The following is a 17,221-nucleotide window of genomic DNA, read 5'->3' as shown; positions in this document are numbered from 1 at the left end:
GCCCTCGTCCGTCCTGACGCCGGACCTCTAGTCGGTCACCAACTGGGCGCGCGGGGCCGGAACCTGGACGCCGGGGGCGAACACGTCCTGCCACTTCTCCGCCGTGCCGAAGCCGGTGCCGGTGGAGCGAGCGACCCAGACGTCAGCCGCCGAACCTCGGCTGAAGGAGACCACGTCGTCCCGGCCGTCACCGTTGAAGTCCGCGACACCCGGAATCTCACCCGGGTACGAGAAGTTGGTCTTCCACGGCGCGGTGACACCGAACGCGGTGCCCGTGGAGAGCGCGACCTGCACCGTGCGCGTGGTCCCCTGCGTGAACGTCACGGCGTCGTCGCGACCGTCACCGTTCACGTCACCCACGGCCGGAACCTCACCGTCGTACGAGAAGTTGCTCTTCCACAACACCGCGGCCCCGAACCCGGAACCGGTGGAGAGGGCGACGTGGACCGCCTTGCTCGCTCCCTGCGTGAAGGTGATCGCGTCGGCCATGCCGTCACCGTTCACGTCACCCAGCGCGGGCTTCTCGCCCGGGTAGGAGAAGTTCGTCTTCCACGGCGCGGCGGCGCCGAACGCGGTGCCCGTGGAGAGCGCGACCTGCACCGTGCGCGTGGTCCCCTGCGTGAACGTCACCGCGTCGTCGCGACCGTCACCGTTCACATCCCCCACGGCCGGAACCTCACCGTCGTACGAGAAATTGCTCTTCCACAACACCGCGGCCCCGAACCCGGAACCGGTGGACGGGGCGACGTAGACCGCCTTGCTCGTCCCCTGCGTGAAGGTGATCGCGTCGGTCTTGCCGTCACCGTTCACGTCGCCCACGGCCGGGATCTCACCGTCGTACGAGAAGTTGCTCTTCCACAGGGCCGGGGTGCCGAACCCGGTGCCGGTGGAGAGCGCGACGTTGACCTCCTTCAGGGCGCCCTGGGCGAAGGCGACCACGTCGTCCTTCCCGTCCGCGTCGAAGTCGCTGACCGGCGACACGGCGGTCGTCGCCGAGAACTCGGCGGACGGCTCACCCCGCGCACCGGTCGAGTCGACCGGCACGATCCGGTAGTACCACTTCTGCCGCCCCGGGAGCGCCTGGTGGCGGAAGGTGGTACCCGGGATGCTGGCCAGCAGGTTGGCGGCGTCGGCCGGGAAGCCCGCGGTGGTCGAGCCGTAGATCTCGTACGTCGTCGCCCCCGCCAGCGGCTGCCAGCGCAGGTCGATGGCGTGCTTGGGCAGCGGGTCGGCGGCCGGGTCCAGAAGCGTCGCGCGCACCCAACCGGCGAGGTCGTCCAACCGGGCCTCCACCGCTCCCTGCCGGGTCTCGGTGACCCCGAGGCAGCCGTGCTGCCACGACGTGTCGTGCACGGCGACCAGCTCCGCCTGCCCGGCGGCCTCCCGCAACGCAGGGCCGCCGGCATCGCCCTTGCAGGGGTCAGCCTGGCCCGACTGCCCCTGAACGGCCACCGTGGTGGCGGACACGCCGGTCACCTCGACCGTCGTGGAATGCGGACGGTCCGGCACCCACACGGTCCCGGTACGGCCGTAGCCGAGCAGACGCAGCACGTCCCCGACGGCCGGCGCGGCACCGCCGATCCGGACCGGCGTGATGTCCGGAACCGGGGTGGCCAGTCTCGCCATAACGACGTTGCGCGTCGGGTGGGGCACCAGACGCGTGACCGGCACGACGACGCCGGCGGTTCCCGTCAGGTCGGTACGGCCGATGGTGGCCGTGGTGGGGTTGGCGGGCGCACCGGCACCCGTCAGCGGACCGGCGGCCTCGAAGCAACTGCGCGCGGTGACGACCCACCCCGGATCGACCAGCGCGCCGGTGCAAGCGCGGGGGTCGGGGCCGCCGACTGCCACCTTGGTGAGGTACGGGTAGGCGCCGTCGGGCACCGCGGTGCCTCCGCTCACCGCCTGCGCCGGGGTGGCAGCCGCCAGTGCGGCGACGACCACGACTGCCGACATGCGGGTGAGCCGCCATGCCGGTTTTCTCCTGTGAGAGGTCAAGAGCACTCCTATGTGACGAACCTGTGACGGTGCGTCCAGATCATAGGGCTGATGATCGACTCTGTGGGGGCGGCGGATTCGAGGTCGGCGGAGGCCCGGCGGGGAGCGCGACGGCCGGCGGCCCAAAGAGACGACCCCCGTCGGGGAAAGTGACCTGATGTTGCAGCGAGTGTGATCGAGCGCCGTACCGCGTGGTCAGACGTACCGGCTTCAGCTTTGAGCGTCATCGGAAGCCGCGATGCGTTACAGCGTCCGCTGACGATCTGCTGACTTCGCCGGCCGTGGCTGCTCGCGGGGGGATCCGTCCGTGCAAGCACTGCAAGTATTCCGCGAGTCAGCGCCTTCCCGACAGCGCTGAAGACAGCCGTTCCATCGGCCACCGGGGCGGAACCCTTAGCATCCCTCGTCGGCGAGCAGGCGCCGCCGGGCCGTTCGCGCGTACAGCGAGACCGGCGACTTACCCGCTTGTGGTGCCCCTGCCCGCATCGTGCTCGTCGCCCGCGCCTCCCTTGCCGACAGGGCTCAACTCTTCGGCAGAAATCTCCTGCTCGCGCTCGGCGAGGCTCCTCCCCTTAAGTTCCCGGTAGCCGAACGCGGCGAGACTCACCACGATCGTCGCGCCAGCAACGATCCATCCGCCCATGGCACCCTTGGAACCTTCGGCAAGGCCGTCACCGAAACCCTGGTGGTAGCCGTTGCCCCACGCCGAGTTGCCCACGCCAGCACCCCTCTTACTGCTCGGCAATTGAGGTAGAGCCTAGCGCCAGGCCATCACCTGTCACCTCCGTCAATGGAGGCCTCAGCCCTAGCCATTCGGTCCAAACTAACCCTCCAGCACCGGCCAGCTACTTGACAGCCGCATATACGGTCGTCACTGGAGGTGAGGTCCATGGCAGACAGCGCTCCGGACGGGAGCAGCGCCATGCTGCAAGTGACCTTTCAGGCTCACATGAGCGCCCCTGCGGGAGTACCTCACGCGGTAAGACTGAGGGGCGCGGCACTCTTCCTTAACACCCGCCAAGGACCGCCGTCGAGCTGGCTTTCCCCCGGAGGTCGACGCGCGGTCAGCGTTGAACTCGTCCGCCAAGCGTCATGGAATATCCCCTTTTCTACAAGCCCCTGGAACGGGGTGCCAGCTAAATGATTCCCGTTCACGACCTGGCTGCAAGCGCAGCGGTGGTAGTCGCTGCTGGCACCTACATCTTGACCAGCAGGCGCTCCCGCGCGCTCGATCGGGCTACCCTAGTGCGGCAATATTCGAACGATTTCGTGCACGACTCGGAGGCCCTCCGCCTCTTCATTGAGATAGATTACGGGCGGTTCCGTTTCGATCCGGCGACCACCGCATGGCTGGGAGGAGCGCCAGAAATTCGACTCATTCGACTTCTGGACCTTTTCAACAGCCTAGGCCATGGATGGAAACGCGGATTAATTGGGATCGACGACATTCACGGCACGACACTCGGCTATGCCATTCTTCGCGCGCACCAAGACGCCTACGTGCGCACCTACATTACCTACGTGGACAACCACGATATAAATTCCGGAACAGGTGCCGCTTTCGAATTCTTCAGACTACTAGCCGTCCAGCTAGACAGACAGGCGAGGCAGACACGCAACAAGCGACGGCAATCGCGCTTAAGTCTCGGTGGGCGCAAGAAGCTGCGCACGCTGCTGCACCCAGCGCCGGCGGCGGACGTCCCCGCTACGCCGAGCAACACCGCGAGATGACCCCTCGTCGCGCGCGACTAGCCCTGACCGTAGCGCCACGGGGCTGACCCATGCATTACACGTTCGCCGCCAGGGCACCGATCCGCCACTTCGCCGCCCTGCCAGGCCCGACCTGTACGCCCGCTACGGCTCGCGCCGCATTGGCTGCTGCCTCGAATGCTTTGGGAGCGACGCCTCATCAGAGCATCACTTCGGGGCAGTCCCTTGCGCCACGACATCTCGCTTACAAGCTCTGTGCGGGTCGTCCGACGTCGTCTGTGTGCGTCCGCGACCTCGGACGACCGTCCCCACGCCTCGGTGGAAGTGCGTCCTCATCCGGGCCGGTTGCTGTCGCCGTTGCTGTCGACACCTGGCTAGTCACCGGTTCAACACCGCGCTGCTGCGGACCCGCTACCCTGCCCTGATGTCCTACCCGGTATGGAACTACTACCCTCGCAATGTTCGGCCACCCGAGTGGGTTGAGAGCTTCCTATCCGTAATCCACGACGCTGCCCCGGCCATCTCCACGCTTGAGCCTCGCCTGGGCGTCACCAGCGACATGGTGCTCCGTCATCTTGCTGGTGGACTACAGAGCCTGGGATTCATGGTTGAGACAGGCAAGACCGCTGCCGGGAAGATCCGTCGGCCCGTCCTGTTTGGCGACAACGGGCAGGCAGAGGTGCTCTACGAGATCGACGCCTTCCACGATGGCCACGGAATCGTGTTAGAAGCGGAAGCAGGCCGCGGCGCTCGCGGCAATGCTGTCTACCGAGACATCGTCCGTACGAGCCTCATCCTCGACGCCCGCTACCTTGCCCTCTTGCTACCGATCGCCTACCGCCATCAGAGCGCAGGCCGTGAAGCATCGGTGCCAGCGTTCCGGGACGCCCGGAACCAGTTCAACGCCATCTACGCCAGCCAGCGGCTACAGCTCCCCTTTGAAGGGGTGCTGCTCGTCGGCTACTGACTGACACTTGGCGTTGAACTGTCGCCGGGCGCTGGCCCAATCAGGTAAAGGGCGTCTATCGCCCACTTGAGCTGCGCAAACGGCAGACATCGACCGTCACCGTTAGGCACGGTTGGTCGACGCTCCACGGCCTCGCGACGGCCTGACGCAGCGAAGGCGTGAAGGCTCAGACCTCGCGCATCTCGATCTCCTCCACCGCAATCCGCCCGGTGGAACCAGCGCACTCGGCGTGGAGGATCTACTCAGTCCTCAGCGACCGGTAGAGTCGGCGCCACCCTTCGAACAGCCGTACGCCGGGAGTCTGGCATGATCCGTTGGCAAGATCACCGGGACCGCGTCGAGCGAGCAGTTAAGTTGCTCATCCGCGACCTGCACCCAACCGCGCAGGGCATCGATGGCTCAGGTGGTGATGATGGTCGGGACATACGCTGGGATTCCCCCGACGGGCTTGTGATCTTCGAGGTAAAGTCTTATACCGATCGTCTAGGCGCTAGCCAAAAGCGTGGAATCAAGCATTCGCTAAAGAGGGCAGCCAAGCACAAACCTGCGCGCTGGGCTTTAGTGATGCCTCTTGAGCCAACACCCTCAGAGGAGAAATGGTTCGACGGGCTCCGGGCAGAGTTCCCCGAGATCCAACTTGAATGGCGGGGGCGGGATTGGCTCGACAACGAATTCGCCAAGCGCGAAGATCTAATTAGATACGTCGAAGGCCCGCTCTATGTTCTGGGACAGCGAGCCAGAGAGCTTGGGCACGAACAAGCAGTGATGGCTAACGGGTTGCAAGATGCCATCAAACGCCTTGGCGTCTTTTCTACTCGACTTGATGAGCTGTCGCCATTTTGGCGAGCAGATGTCGCAACGGGACCAGATGGCTACACCATCCGCTATTCAGCGAAGCGCCCTGACGCCGCCACCCTCGACCCCATTTCCATTACTCCAGTTTTCTCCTTCCGGACTGACGATCCCGAAGCGAAAGCCGTAGCACGTCGACTAAAACGCGTCTTGGAATACGGTGGGAATATTGCCGTGCCTGGCGACTACATAGAGGACTTCAACATCCAAGCCTCCGAAGAAACAAAACGGGCGTTCGGATGGGATCAGCCAGCCGTCACCAGCAAGCTCGAGATCCAGTCCATCGAAGACAATCAGGGACTACCACTTCCCTGCGCGGTTGAGGTTCGAACTGCAGACGGCGAATCGCTAGCAAGTCTGTTAATTCAGCTGAGCAGTCGAGTACGGGGCAGTCGGGGAATTACGGTTTCCGGACAAGACCCTTCTGGAATGTTGACGGTCAGATTTCTTATGGACACAGCCGAAGAGTCAAGTTCGGGGACATTTGATTTCGAGATCTCCTCTCCCGTTGGGCGCTTCCCCTATGCGGTACGGCCGGTCGCGGAACTTATCCGCGCTCTAACGCCGGGAAATCGCGTGGAGTTCCGGATGGGTCACGCAGTCTTCGGTTTCTGCGATCTCAATGAGGACGTTTTCCCAGAAGATCAGCCGATGGCTCGCCTGATCATCGCGCTTGACGAACTACAAAAGTCTCTTCAGCAGCAGTTTCCAGTCCCCGAAGGGCTGGGAGCCAAAGATCTACGCGAGCTTGAAATGCTAGTGACGCTTGTCAGAGATGATCAGGCACAGTGGCCCTACCACGCCCTCAAGATGCAGTTTAGAAGAGATCGACTGAAGGATTTCCTTGCCGACCCAAGGTTTAGTGGTGGCGGCGCACTACTGGCTCGCTTCGAGTCTTTCGGCATGGAGTTTGGCGGGACTCGACTCGACCTCGGATACATTCAGTTCTACGCCCCGAAAATGCGACTGGTTAATCGAACTGAATTGGAAGCATCTGTCGGTAAGCCAGTGGATCCTGAAGGGCTATGGGAGTGCATCGAGGAGGAGCACATCTACATTCGACGCCTGACACAGGATGATTGGGAGGAAACCCCTCAGTAGAAGAACCCACCATCCTCACTGTCTGCCGTCGACCTGCCCTGCGGGTGGCGGGCCGCCGCCCGTCCCGCCACCTCACGGCGGCCTTGACGCACGGTCGGACGCCGGGGGTCGGGCGGTGGTCTGCTCGGCTTGCCCGGGTCGTCGGCTGGCGGGATCGCCTGCGCAACCACCCACGGACCGCAAGACGCCGACGGGGTTGCCACCATCTCGGAGCCCAAGCGCCCCCGCCGGAGGCGCAGTAACCGCAACCCCGCGACCGCCGCCAGCTCGCCGACGCAGCCGGCGTGCGCTCCCCTTCGCCGCGCGGGCTCGTGGCCGCGCGGCCCGGCCGGCTGCCGGCCCACCCACACCCGGTCAACGCCTCTGTCGTTCTGCGGCGGCCCTTTGGGCTTCACGCTTCCGCGCCAGCCGCCGGGCGTAGGCGTGTCGGCCGCGTCCGACAGCTAAGCGGCCGGCGCGCGCCCAGGCGGCGGCGCGTGCGGCCCGTTCTGGGCCGCCTTTAAGAAATGCAGAATCTAGGAACCACTTTGCTGCGCCGCCAGTGTCGTGTCGGTCGTTGGCGCTACGGATGCTGGCGAGATTTGACGCCCGGAGGTTGCGGCATCCTGCTCAGGAAGACAACTGCGGCAAACAGACCATAGTGGCCATGATCTGCCCATTCAGGATGCTCACCGCCTCGGGAACAGCCAAGATCGTTGCCTGCACTCTGCAGGAGGTGCTGCGGGTGCCCGAGGACGGCCGGAGGCCGCCCGCAGGGCAAGCCGCAAGCGTGACGCACCCCCGGCTTTGCAAAGATCAAGACTGTTGTCGGCCAGCGTCGGTGACTGCTGCTCACCTGCTCACCCTGTCGCCTGCCGTCGGTCTCGGGCTGGATCCGTCGGTGGGCTTGGCTGTACTGATGGCTGTATAGCCCGGCTGACCTCGCTTGCTCCGATCAACGCTCGGGCAAACGCCGCGTCGCCCTCGCCATAATAGTTGCTGCGTCAGAGAACTGAGTGACCGCTCGCGAAAAGCTTTTGCCGCCGAGTCGGTCCACAGCATCCGCGAGAATCCGAACCGATCGCGCATCCAAACCCACAGGGTTTTCAGTCAAAGCTGAAACAATTCGGCGAAGCTCAACTGCGGCGCTCGCATTAAGGGTGCCCGTCCTTTCTAGCTGCTCAGCTATCGATTCCAAACGCTTCAGTGGAGGCTCAAAGATCTCCGTTACGTATTCCATGAAAACGTCTTCATCGACCGGGCCTATGCGATTCAGTTCCGCATTATTCTCGCCCTCATGCTTGCGCTTCCAATCAAGGAGAACCTCCGCAGGATACAGCTTTTCTCCGGTCTTCCTGTCATCAATCTCCGCGTGATGAGGCAGGCAGAGCAACAAAAGGTGCCTGAAGGCGTCGCGCTCCGAGTCCTGCATTCCCATCACGTACCTTGGCGCGCTCGGCCGCACGCCGTAGATGTGGGCAATCTGCACGTTCTTGCGGTACACGCTTGGACGCACTTCGAACATTACCGGCATAGGGCAACCCGGGCCATAGCACCGACCATTGCTGATCGCCCAGAGGGCCGCCTCCACTGACGCGGGTATCCCTCTTCTATTGCCAGTCACCTTCGCCTCACCATCCCCTCCTTACTCCTAGACCTTAGGACACCCTTTCAGCATTCACCCACATATGGGGAGGGCCCTTGAAATAACTTACCCAAAGATGCTCCAATATCGACTCGGGGCCTACAATTAAACCCTTGACAATGACAAAGGATTCCGACCTCGGAGCATTAAGCCGCTCCCCCGTTTCGATAATCTCCAGATGCTGATCTACCTTGGAATCTTTGATCGCGGACCGCGGTAGACGCATTTGAACCTCGGGCGGACCCTCGTCAGGATGGCGGTACTGGACAGTGCCGTGCCAACTCTCCAAGCCCTTCCGCCTTGGCCGAATCAAGCTTTCCGCGTATGAGACCTCAAACATGCGGCCACGTAGGAGCGGATCGGTGGACTTCAAGAAATACCAGACGAACTCCACCAGGTTGCGGCAGGCTTCCTCGTCAGGCGGATCCGCATCTTCGTGTTCGAGTGTATTGCGAACTTCGATCAAACTCCGAAGCATGACCGGCCTAATAAGCCCAAGCCTGTGCAACAAATCGAGGTCTCTTTTAGGCTTGTCAGGGATAGGGAATAGATGGAACCCGTAAGCTTTCTTGAGTGCACCAACGCGTTGCGTTACGGCACGCTTTAGGGTCGTGATAATGTCAACTCGGTCGAATTCCGTGCAGGACGTGCCGAGCCTAACGTTGGCATGCTCACACATTAGATAGGCGCGCTCCAGATGTGCGGGATTGAGCGGCTGAGTGCTGGAGGAGTCGTGGTGCCAATCCAAAAATTTGGCTGGAATCCAGATTCGCCGCTCGACGGCACTCGTTCCAGTCGTCACGGCATAGATCGTCTCAGTCGCGCTGGAGTTTTGTCGATCGACTTAGCGGCGGCATTCGCCGATGCCATCCCGTCTGCCGCCGACCCACACATCGTGGAGCGGGCCAGGGCCAGGGTGACAAGGTGGAGCGCCCTACCGGACGAGTCTCAATGGTTGTTGTCAAGGGTTGAGGCTGTTGGCCTTGATCCGGCTGGCGGCTCGGGGCCATGGGACGCCAGGGCAGGTGGGTGCGTCGGTGGCGCTGCATCCGTCCTGTTCGCGGAGGCGGCGCCACTGTTCGTGAGCGGCGAAGATACGGTTCATGCCGTCGTGCTCGTCGCGTAGCTCCAGGAACTCGTCGAGGAGGTCGAACAGGCTCTCGACGGTGCGGGCGTCCAGATCCGGGCCCATGTCGCGGAAGTTCTTGGGGCCGATGGGTTCGGTCAGGTGAGCGACGATGCTCCACCAGACGTGGTTGTCGAGGCAGCCGGCTTGAGTGACCAGCCATGGTTGGAAGCCGGTCAGCAAGGTCCGTGCGTTTGCCTGGTCGCACCCTTCGATGAAGGCCACGACGCTGGCGAAGTCTTCTCGGATGAGCCACATCTTGGGGCGTTTGCGGATGTTGGCGAACAGGTCTCGGTAGTTGGTGATCGTGATCGTCACGGTCGGATTGTGCCTGGCTGTTAGCGGTGCACGCGCCCCTGCGGTAGGGGTCTCCTCGGTCGGGCAGGCTCGTCCCTGCCCGAGGTTCTCGGTCGGGTCAAGGCTCGCCGGAGGCGACCGCGTAGCGGCTTGGCCTTGACCCGGCCGGGGTTCTCGGGCTGCCCTGTGGGTGCCCGGCCGAGGAGAGCCCGGTTGGTGGTCTCCGAGGGAGGGTCGGGGTGCGGGGCAGCGCCCCGCTGGCCAGGTCCGGCAGGTCGGACGTTTCATCGGTGAGTTAGACGGGCGCTGGTGGCGGTGGTTGGAGTTGGAAGCAGCGATTGTCGCGCAGCAGCGCCCACAGCACGTCGACGCGGCGACGGGCGAGGGCGATCAACGCCTGCTGGTGTTTGCGCCCCTCAGTGCGTTTGCGCTGGTAGTAGTCCCGGTTCGGGCCGTTCATCCGCAGCGTGCTCAGCGAGGACATGTAGAACACGTGGCGCAGTCGCCGGTTGTAACGTTGTGGCCGGCGTAGGTTGGCGACCCGCTTGCCAGAGTCACGGGCCACCGGTGCCAGGCCCGCGTAGGCGGCCAGGTGATCGGGGCTGGCGAAGGTCGACAGGTCCCCGACCGCGACGATGAACTCCGCGGCCGCCAACGACCCCATGCCGGGCAGGCTGCGAATGATGCCGGCCTGCGGGTGGGTGCCGAACGCCTGTTCAATGGCCTTGTCGGTGTTCTTCATGCGCTGGTGCAGGTGCAGCAGATGACTGGCCAGCTCACCGGCGAGCGCAGCAGCGGTGTCCTGTCCCGGCAGGGTGAGATCCTGCTCAGCCGCGGCTGCCAGCGCCTGATCGGCGACCTTGACGGCGCTCACCGCCCGATGCCGGCGCAGATGAGCGATGAGCTGGTCGCGTCCGGCGGCGCGGATCTGCTCGGGCGTCTGATAGGCGCTGATCAGAATCAGCGTCGCGACGTTGGTGAAGGTCAACGCGCGTTCCAATACCGGGGAGATTCCGAGCATCAGGCGGCGCAGCCGATTCACGGTGCGGACCCAGTCTTCGACCAGGTCGGCGCGGTGCGCCACCAACAGTGCCAGCTTGGCGATCAGTTCCGTCGGTGTCTCCACCGGCAGAAAGTCACGCCGCATCCGAGCGGTGTTGGCGATGACCACCGCGTCACGGGCGTCGGTCTTGGCCTCGCCGGCGAACCCGGCAGCCATCGTCTTGACCGTGCGGCCTGGGATATACACCGTCTGCTGCTCGGCAAGCGCCAACATCGCCCGAAGTAGCGCGGTCTCGCAGCCGATCAGGTCGACCGCCCACACCACCTCGTCATCCGCGCCGACTCGGCCGACCAGGTCCGCGATCGCCTGCTGATCGTTGGCCACCCGCGTCGACCAGAGCACACGCCCGGCCACGTCCACCGCCGCGGCGTGGTGAGCCTGCTTGCCCGCGTCCACGCCTATCCATACCTGCGCCAAGTCGTCCTCCCGAAGCACCCAGCTCCAGGTCACCTCGGACGACCCCGCCGGCAGTTCCTTAGCAAGCGACGACTCGCAGATCTCAATCAGCGGCCAAGGGCGCCCTGGGCTGGCTGGGCGGCCGCTCGTCCATAGCCACCTGACGGCAAACGACCTTGAGCCACACCCAACCAACCCGGCGGCCCGGAACACCATCCAGACAAAAGAACCCTAAGGAACGACCTTGTCACCCTGGCCCTGGTCTGCTCGGCTTGCCTGGGTCGGTGGCTGGCGGGATGGCATCCCACCTCAACCACTCTCCTACCGGAACCGTTCGGCAACTCCATCCTGGAGTCGTCTGGCCCCCGCCGGAGGCACAGCTCTAACCCGCACCCTCCCTCACCCCACAACCCCCACACCCACCTCCATCCCTTCCCCACCCTGGGCCTGAGCGACCGCGCGGAACCGTTCGGCAACTTCGTCCGCTGCGGTTGGCCTGCCGGATCTCGTGCTGCTCCGGGATCGCCGGCATCGGGTGGAAGGTGTCCGCCTGGCCCTGGTCGTCCTTCGGGACTCGCCACCGGGTCACCTCACTGACCCAGGTGTGACGCGCGGGGCGGGGCGTGGGGTTCGGGCCGGCTGATTTTTCCGCCCCGGCGCCCTTGCGCCGGGGCGGCGGCTCCGCAGGAGCCGTTTGCCGCGCCCCGGCCCGCGCCGCGCGGAACGCGCTTGATCCTGAAGAGAGTGTTTCGGCAGTGGTGTCCTTGCGGACGTTGTCCCGTCACGGGACATGCTTGACACTGCGTCCCACCAGATACTTGACGTGATCCTCAAAGCCCTGCGGAACTCCTCACGGTCCGCGATAGTGCGCGCATCCCGGCAGACGGCTGTGGTCCTACCTTTCGAGGGGGGCCTGGCAGGATCGCTACGGTGTCGGGCGTGGTTCTGTCGGTGAGCAGCCGCATGTTCGATGAGGCCTGGCGCCACGCGACGACGTGGGAGGAGAAGGCTCAACTGGTTGAGCTAACGATGGACCGGCTCCCATCTGACGATCTTGCCTGGTTCGGCATCGCCGACCGACCAGTCAGTGACGATGAGCTGACGTCGGACACCTGGCTCGCCGTCGCGGTCAACAAGACCGCTGGCTACGGAGCCTTGATGTGGTGCGTCGATTCCCGCAGCCCGAGACGCGGCGGCATCTATGAGCACGTCTGGCTGACCGACAACTCAAGACCACCGAAGGCCGACCCCCAGGTCGTGGCGAACCCGGATGCTGGACTGATCCACAGTCCTCGCAGCACGCTGCCCATACCCCAGATTCGTCTGGCCGTGGAAGAGTTCTGCTACGGGGACACCGGCGACCGGCCGGAACGAGTCAGCTGGGCACGCGGCGACCTGAACGGCCACCGCCACGACTGAGCCGGGCACGTCAGCCGATGGCCCCAGTCGCACCAGCGTTTGGGAGCCGCGCGCCCACATCAGATCATCGGCATGTCGCTGCTGTCGTAAAATGCGTTAGTTGCCACGCTACTGGCTTCCTCAGATGGCGCTGCCGTGCTCAGCGTATGCGGAAGCACCGCCCCGACGCGCCGCGATTGCGGTACGGATCCTGCGGGCCAGTCGCGACGGGCCATGCTCTTCCAAGGACTCTTCGCCTACGTAGCGCCAGTCAGTGAGTTCGCCGTCCGCGAAGCGGATCTCGCGCTCGCTGGCGGGTCCGAGTGACCCGCCGTCGAAGATGAAGAGGAGCTTGTCGCCCTCGCGCTCGGCGGGTGCCCAGTCCACGACCAGCATGGGTCCGAGTGCGGGCGTGAGGCCGAGCTCCTCTCGAATCTCCCGTACACAGGCAGCCCGCGGCGACTCGCCGGGTTCGACGTAACCGCCCGGGATGTCCCAGTGCTTCTTGTAGCTCGGGCGCACGAGCATCACCCTGCCTTCGTCGTCGAAGAACAGGGCGCCGGCGGCGACGCGTGGGGTCGCCACGGGTGGCATCTCGTTGACCGTCACCAGGGCAGCCTAGATGTGGAAGGTTCAGTCGAGCACCTTCAGCCGGCGAGCCAGGCCGACAAGCTCGGCCGGCGGCTTACCGCGCTGCTGGCGGACCCAGGTCAGCGCCAGTTGCCTGCTGAGGAAGTGATGCCTGACTTGTTCGGGCGCCATCTGCTCTGCTTCGAGCAGCACGGCTTGGGCGTCGTCGACGCGGTTCCACGAACTGTAGGCGCGGGCGACTTCGAGGGCGTGCCGTACCCGACGTTCCATCGGGAGTCCGGTGGTGTCGACGCGCGGGCCGAGGTCGACGGCCACCTGTACATCGCCCAGCTCGGCTGCTGTCGCGACGCGGTGGATGGCGACGTTGGTCGGGCCGAACGCGGTCCAGAGGTGGTTGGCATCGTTTCCGAGCTGGTCGGCGGCGTGCTCTGCCGCGGCGAGGAGGGTGCGGGTGGTGCCGGCGTCGTTGGAGCGGGCGGCGGCCATGGAGCCGGACAGGAACAGGGTGCCGTAGACGGAGAGCAGGGCCGGCGAGGCGTGCGCCAGGTGGGGCTCCAGGTAGCCGGCGGCGTCTTCGGTGAGACGTACGGCTTCGGCGTAACGGCCGGTGGCGTGCAGGGCGTGACCGACGGACCGGAACAGAGAACCGGTGATGAGCGGGTCGCCGGTGGGCCGGACGGCTGCCAAGCCGCGGTCGGCAGCGATCCAGGCGAGGTCGACCTCTCCGAGCTTGGTGAGCTGGGTGGCGGTCAGCTGGTAGGCAAGGCCGAGGAGCCGGCGGGCCTGGTCCCGGTCGTCGCCCTCGTGGCGGTCGGCGGCGGCCTGGGCGCGGTGGAGCAGGTCGGGTAGTCGGCCGGTGACGTACCCGAATCGGGAGTCCTGGTAGGCGTCCCAGAGCGCGCCGACGTCCTTGCGCAGCATGGCAACGGTCGGTGGCTCGTCGTGGAAAGTGCCGCCGAACGGGGCAATGGCGCGGTAGTTCATCAGCGCCGACCGGAGAGCGGGGACGGTGTCGGTGCCGGTGTCGGCGGTCCAGTCAAGCAGCACAGGTTCGCCGAGGAGGTCACCAAGGGATACGTCCAGGACCTCGGCAAGGGACTTGATGACGGAGAGCCGGTCCAGCTCGATGCGGTTGTTCTCGACCTTTCCGAGCCAATCGGCGGTGCGGCCGATGAGCCCGGCAAGGACCTCCTGCGACAGGCCGCGCCGGCGGCGGTACCAGGCGATGCGCTCGCCGATGGTCAGGGTGTGGGTTGTCCGGTGCACCGTTTCACCTTCTCCCCTCGTCCGGCTGCTACCCCGGAAGGATTTTCCGGGTCACTGGGCGGTATGTGCCACAACCTGTCTCCATGACGGGGCTGAACGTATTCGACCAACTGCCGGGCTCCGGTCCCCCGGCGACCTGCTGAGGCTGGCCCGGGGTGGGTGCTGGCATGGGACCGCGACCCGAACGCCGGTCCCGAGAGAGCCCGCCCACCCCGGCGCCCCGCAGAAGGCACCCGGTTCCGGTAGGTGCGCCCAAGCCGGGTGAACTGCTCTTCCTCGACGGTCGCGCATCGGTGCAGTTCGGCGGCGATCGGGCGCTGTGGCTGCGGGTGACCGCGATCGGTGACTGGCCGGCGTATGACGGCTGGGTGTGGCTGATCGGCTACGTCATCAACCCGACTGACGGGCAGGCGTCGGCGAAGCGGGAGGTCTTCGCGCAGATTACCGGCCTTCAGAGGAGCACGCCGCCGCCGGCGCGAACGAGAAGGAGTCGTGGTGTTTGACCTTCGGATACGGCTTGGACATGTGCTCCGGGTGGAGGCGGCCGACCGCTACCGCCCATCCGACGGGCCGATGATGCTCCGGATGACCGGCGTCCGCCTGGTGCTTAACCGCCCCGAACGCGAGCAGTGGATCTGGGTGGAGGGCATCAAGGTGGCACCTCGTAACAGGCGGGGCGAGCACACGCAGATCCTCGTACCCGTTCGGCTGTTCGCTCCTCACGGTCCGGTTGGTGACGGACGAAGTGCCGACGAGAGGGCGGGCGCGGCTGACGATCGCTGACTTTCCGCCCGGCGATCGACCCGGCCGAGCCGGGCAAGGTACTTCCACCAGGCCGGGAGCGCTCCCCACAAAGGGACGACCCCCGTCGGGGGGAGACGGGGGTCGTCGGGTGGTTCGGCTCCGGGGGGGTCGAGCCGAACCGACTCAGCGGTTACGGGGGGTGCAACCGCCGAGGGTCTTCAACTACGACGGGACGTGAACTCCCGTCGCGAGGACAAGCATGCCGCAGCCGACCCTTATACGTCGAGTGGTGTTCACTCCACGCAAAGCTAATTTCTTACGCATGGATGTGACCGCCGTCACTCGGCTGGGTGCACCTCAGGTTAGGGGTCCGGGCCGGGCGGCCCTGGGGGGCCCGTCCGGCTAGACTTTCGCGCCGTGGGCCGTGGTGCCGCTTTCTTCGATCTCGACAAGACCGTCATCGCCAAGTCGAGCGCTCTGGCGTTCGGTCGGCCGTTCTACCGGGACGGGCTGATCACTCGGCGTGACGTGGTCAAGTCGGCGTACGCGCAGCTGATGTTCCGGCTGGGCGGCACCGACGAGCAGACCATGGCCCGCACCCGGGACTATCTGGCCACGCTCTGCAAGGGCTGGCCGGTGGAACAGGTCCGCCAGATCGTCGCGGAGACGCTGCACGAGCTGATCAACCCCTATGTGTACGCCGAGGCGGCCGCCCTCATCGAGGAGCACCAGTCCGCCGGCCGGGATGTCGTGCTGGTCTCCGCGTCGGGCGAGGAGATGGTTCGGCCGATCGGTGAGCTGCTCGGGGTGACCGACGTGATCGCCACCCGGATGGCGGTCGTCGAGGGCCGCTACAGCGGCGAGGTCGAGTTCTACGCGGCCGGCCCGAGCAAGGTCGACGCGGTGGGCGAGCTGGCCCAGGCGCGCGACTACGACCTGGCCGAGTCGTACGCGTACTCCGACTCGTACAGTGATCGGCCGTTGCTGGAGTGCGTGGGGCACCCGTCCGTGGTCAACCCGGACCGGGCGCTGCGCAAGCTGGCGATGGAGAACGCGTGGCCGGTGCTGGAGTTCCGGCACCCGATCCCGCTGGGCCGTCGGTTGCGGGAGCGGCCGGCGGTGCCGGTCGCGGCGGCGGCGTTGGGCGTGGGTGTCGGCGTCGCCATCGGCATCGCCTGGTACGGCCGGCACCGCCGCACCCGGGCCGCCGCGCCCACCGCCTGACCCGGTCCGGTCAGCACGCGCCGGAAGGCAGCGGCAGCGTCAGGAGGCGGCGAGGATCTCGTCGCCGATGAGCGTGATCTGGTCCGCCCCGACCTCCACCGCGGCCATGTAGTGCCGCAGCCAGGAGCGCAGGCCGTCCGGCGTGCCGGTGGCGAAGGCGCCGGCCGCGCCGACGTACTCCGGTTCCCGCTCGCGGTGCCCGACGTCCACCGCTACCAACCCGCGGGGGTCGAACCCGGTGGAGATCAGCACCAGTCGGGCGGCGGCGCGGGCGACCACGCCGGAGGGGCCCGGGAACGGGCGCAGGTTCAGCAGTTCGCCGTGCACCACGGCGGCCAGCACCAGCGGCGGCACCGCCGTGCCGCCGGCCACCAGGCCGGCGAGGCCGTCGAGGCGGGCCGCCACCACCGGGTCGGCCACCGGGCGTCCCAGTTCCTCCTCGGTCACCACGTCGCGGGCGGCGAGCACGTGCAGTCGGGCGAGCACCTGCCGGGGCGCCTTCGGCCAGAGGTCGCTGAGGCCGGGCAGCGCGCCGGCGACCCGCAACGCGCCCTGGAGCACCGGGTCGGTGACCGTGCCGGCGCGTACCTCCTCGCGGTCGTGTTCCCGGCCCTCCAGTGCGGCGCTGGCCACGGCCGAGCGGAGGCTGACCTCGGCGGCGAGCGGGCCGCCCTGGCGGCGCAGCGCCCGGTGCCGGTGGGCCTGGTCGACCCGGTCCCGGGCCTGCTCGACGGCGGGCGCGACGTCGGCGAGCGCGAGCAGCGGGGCGAGCGGATCAGTGGTCACCCCGTCACGCTAGCGACACGGTCGGGGGTGTTAAGAAGGGGCCCTTCCTCTACCGGAGGCGTTAACCGGGGCCCCCTC

General features: G+C 66.0%; 15 protein-coding genes. 7 read left to right on the top strand and 8 right to left on the bottom strand.

Features of this window, described 5'->3' with window-relative positions; translation table 11 throughout:
* Positions 1 to 27: 27 nt before the first annotated feature.
* Both ACH495_RS03010 and ACH495_RS03005 read right to left on the bottom strand, forming a co-directional pair.
* Positions 28 to 1,956, bottom strand: a complete 1,929-nt coding sequence (locus ACH495_RS03010) for an FG-GAP-like repeat-containing protein (protein ID WP_396856070.1) — start codon at positions 1,954 to 1,956, stop codon at positions 28 to 30.
* A gap of 499 nt (positions 1,957 to 2,455) precedes the next feature.
* Positions 2,456 to 2,716, bottom strand: a complete 261-nt coding sequence (locus tag ACH495_RS03005; RefSeq protein WP_396856069.1) for a hypothetical protein — start codon at positions 2,714 to 2,716, stop codon at positions 2,456 to 2,458.
* A 422-nt stretch (positions 2,717 to 3,138) separates the two neighbouring features.
* Here ACH495_RS03005 and ACH495_RS03000 point away from each other — a divergent pair, with 422 nt between their 5' ends.
* The 3 genes from ACH495_RS03000 (at position 3,139) to ACH495_RS02990 (ending at position 6,628) form a co-directional block, all read left to right on the top strand.
* Positions 3,139 to 3,729: a hypothetical protein gene (locus ACH495_RS03000; RefSeq protein ID WP_396856068.1), complete on the top strand. Its 591-nt coding sequence runs from the start codon at positions 3,139 to 3,141 to the stop codon at positions 3,727 to 3,729.
* A 403-nt stretch (positions 3,730 to 4,132) separates the two neighbouring features.
* The gene (locus tag ACH495_RS02995) at positions 4,133 to 4,675 is read left to right on the top strand and encodes a hypothetical protein (RefSeq protein WP_396856067.1); all 543 of its coding nucleotides are present in this window, start codon (positions 4,133 to 4,135) and stop codon (positions 4,673 to 4,675) included.
* A 306-nt stretch (positions 4,676 to 4,981) separates the two neighbouring features.
* Entirely contained in the window at positions 4,982 to 6,628 is a 1,647-nt protein-coding gene (locus tag ACH495_RS02990; protein ID WP_396856066.1) for a hypothetical protein, read from the top strand.
* 934 nt (positions 6,629 to 7,562) lie between these two features.
* Here the strand turns inward: ACH495_RS02990 and ACH495_RS02985 are convergent.
* From ACH495_RS02985 to ACH495_RS02975, 3 genes are all read right to left on the bottom strand, one after another.
* Positions 7,563 to 8,132 carry a hypothetical protein gene (locus ACH495_RS02985; protein WP_396856065.1) on the bottom strand — a complete coding sequence of 190 codons (570 nt, stop codon included), beginning with the start codon at positions 8,130 to 8,132 and terminating at the stop codon, positions 7,563 to 7,565.
* Between the two features lie 1,081 nt (positions 8,133 to 9,213).
* Positions 9,214 to 9,696, bottom strand: coding sequence for a hypothetical protein (locus tag ACH495_RS02980; protein WP_396856064.1), 483 nt, complete (start codon positions 9,694 to 9,696; stop codon positions 9,214 to 9,216).
* Positions 9,697 to 9,970: 274 nt separating this feature from the next.
* Positions 9,971 to 11,155, bottom strand: coding sequence for an IS110 family transposase (locus tag ACH495_RS02975; protein ID WP_396856507.1), 1,185 nt, complete (start codon positions 11,153 to 11,155; stop codon positions 9,971 to 9,973).
* A gap of 918 nt (positions 11,156 to 12,073) precedes the next feature.
* On the opposite strand from ACH495_RS02975, the gene ACH495_RS02970 reads away from it, so the two are divergent.
* Positions 12,074 to 12,553 carry an Imm1 family immunity protein gene (locus tag ACH495_RS02970; protein ID WP_396856063.1) on the top strand — a complete coding sequence of 160 codons (480 nt, stop codon included), beginning with the start codon at positions 12,074 to 12,076 and terminating at the stop codon, positions 12,551 to 12,553.
* Positions 12,554 to 12,673: 120 nt separating this feature from the next.
* On the opposite strand, the gene ACH495_RS02965 is transcribed toward ACH495_RS02970, so the two are convergent.
* Complete coding sequence (locus tag ACH495_RS02965; protein WP_396856062.1) at positions 12,674 to 13,141, bottom strand: NUDIX domain-containing protein; 468 nt, start codon at positions 13,139 to 13,141, stop codon at positions 12,674 to 12,676.
* Between the two features lie 24 nt (positions 13,142 to 13,165).
* Positions 13,166 to 14,389 carry a helix-turn-helix domain-containing protein gene (locus tag ACH495_RS02960; protein WP_396856061.1) on the bottom strand — a complete coding sequence of 408 codons (1,224 nt, stop codon included), beginning with the start codon at positions 14,387 to 14,389 and terminating at the stop codon, positions 13,166 to 13,168.
* 293 nt (positions 14,390 to 14,682) lie between these two features.
* Between ACH495_RS02960 and ACH495_RS02955 the strand changes: the two genes are divergently transcribed.
* The 3 genes from ACH495_RS02955 to ACH495_RS02945 all read left to right on the top strand — a co-directional run bounded on the left by ACH495_RS02955 (position 14,683) and on the right by ACH495_RS02945 (position 16,357).
* Complete coding sequence (locus ACH495_RS02955) at positions 14,683 to 14,892, top strand: hypothetical protein (protein WP_396856060.1); 210 nt, start codon at positions 14,683 to 14,685, stop codon at positions 14,890 to 14,892.
* A complete protein-coding gene (locus tag ACH495_RS02950; RefSeq protein ID WP_396856059.1) occupies positions 14,885 to 15,172 on the top strand; it encodes a hypothetical protein in 288 nt (95 codons plus the stop codon). Before ACH495_RS02955 ends, ACH495_RS02950 begins: the two co-directional genes overlap by 8 nt.
* 378 nt (positions 15,173 to 15,550) lie before the next feature.
* Complete coding sequence (locus ACH495_RS02945) at positions 15,551 to 16,357, top strand: HAD family hydrolase (protein ID WP_396856058.1); 807 nt, start codon at positions 15,551 to 15,553, stop codon at positions 16,355 to 16,357.
* A 39-nt stretch (positions 16,358 to 16,396) separates the two neighbouring features.
* Here ACH495_RS02945 and ACH495_RS02940 read toward each other — a convergent pair whose 3' ends face one another.
* Positions 16,397 to 17,143 carry an oxidoreductase gene (locus ACH495_RS02940; protein ID WP_396856057.1) on the bottom strand — a complete coding sequence of 249 codons (747 nt, stop codon included), beginning with the start codon at positions 17,141 to 17,143 and terminating at the stop codon, positions 16,397 to 16,399.
* Positions 17,144 to 17,221 lie beyond the last annotated feature (78 nt).

It is taken from the genome of Micromonospora sp. NPDC018662 (genome assembly GCF_044391475.1).
GTDB lineage: Bacteria > Actinomycetota > Actinomycetes > Mycobacteriales > Micromonosporaceae > Micromonospora.
This window is presented reverse-complemented; position numbering and strand designations above follow the sequence as displayed.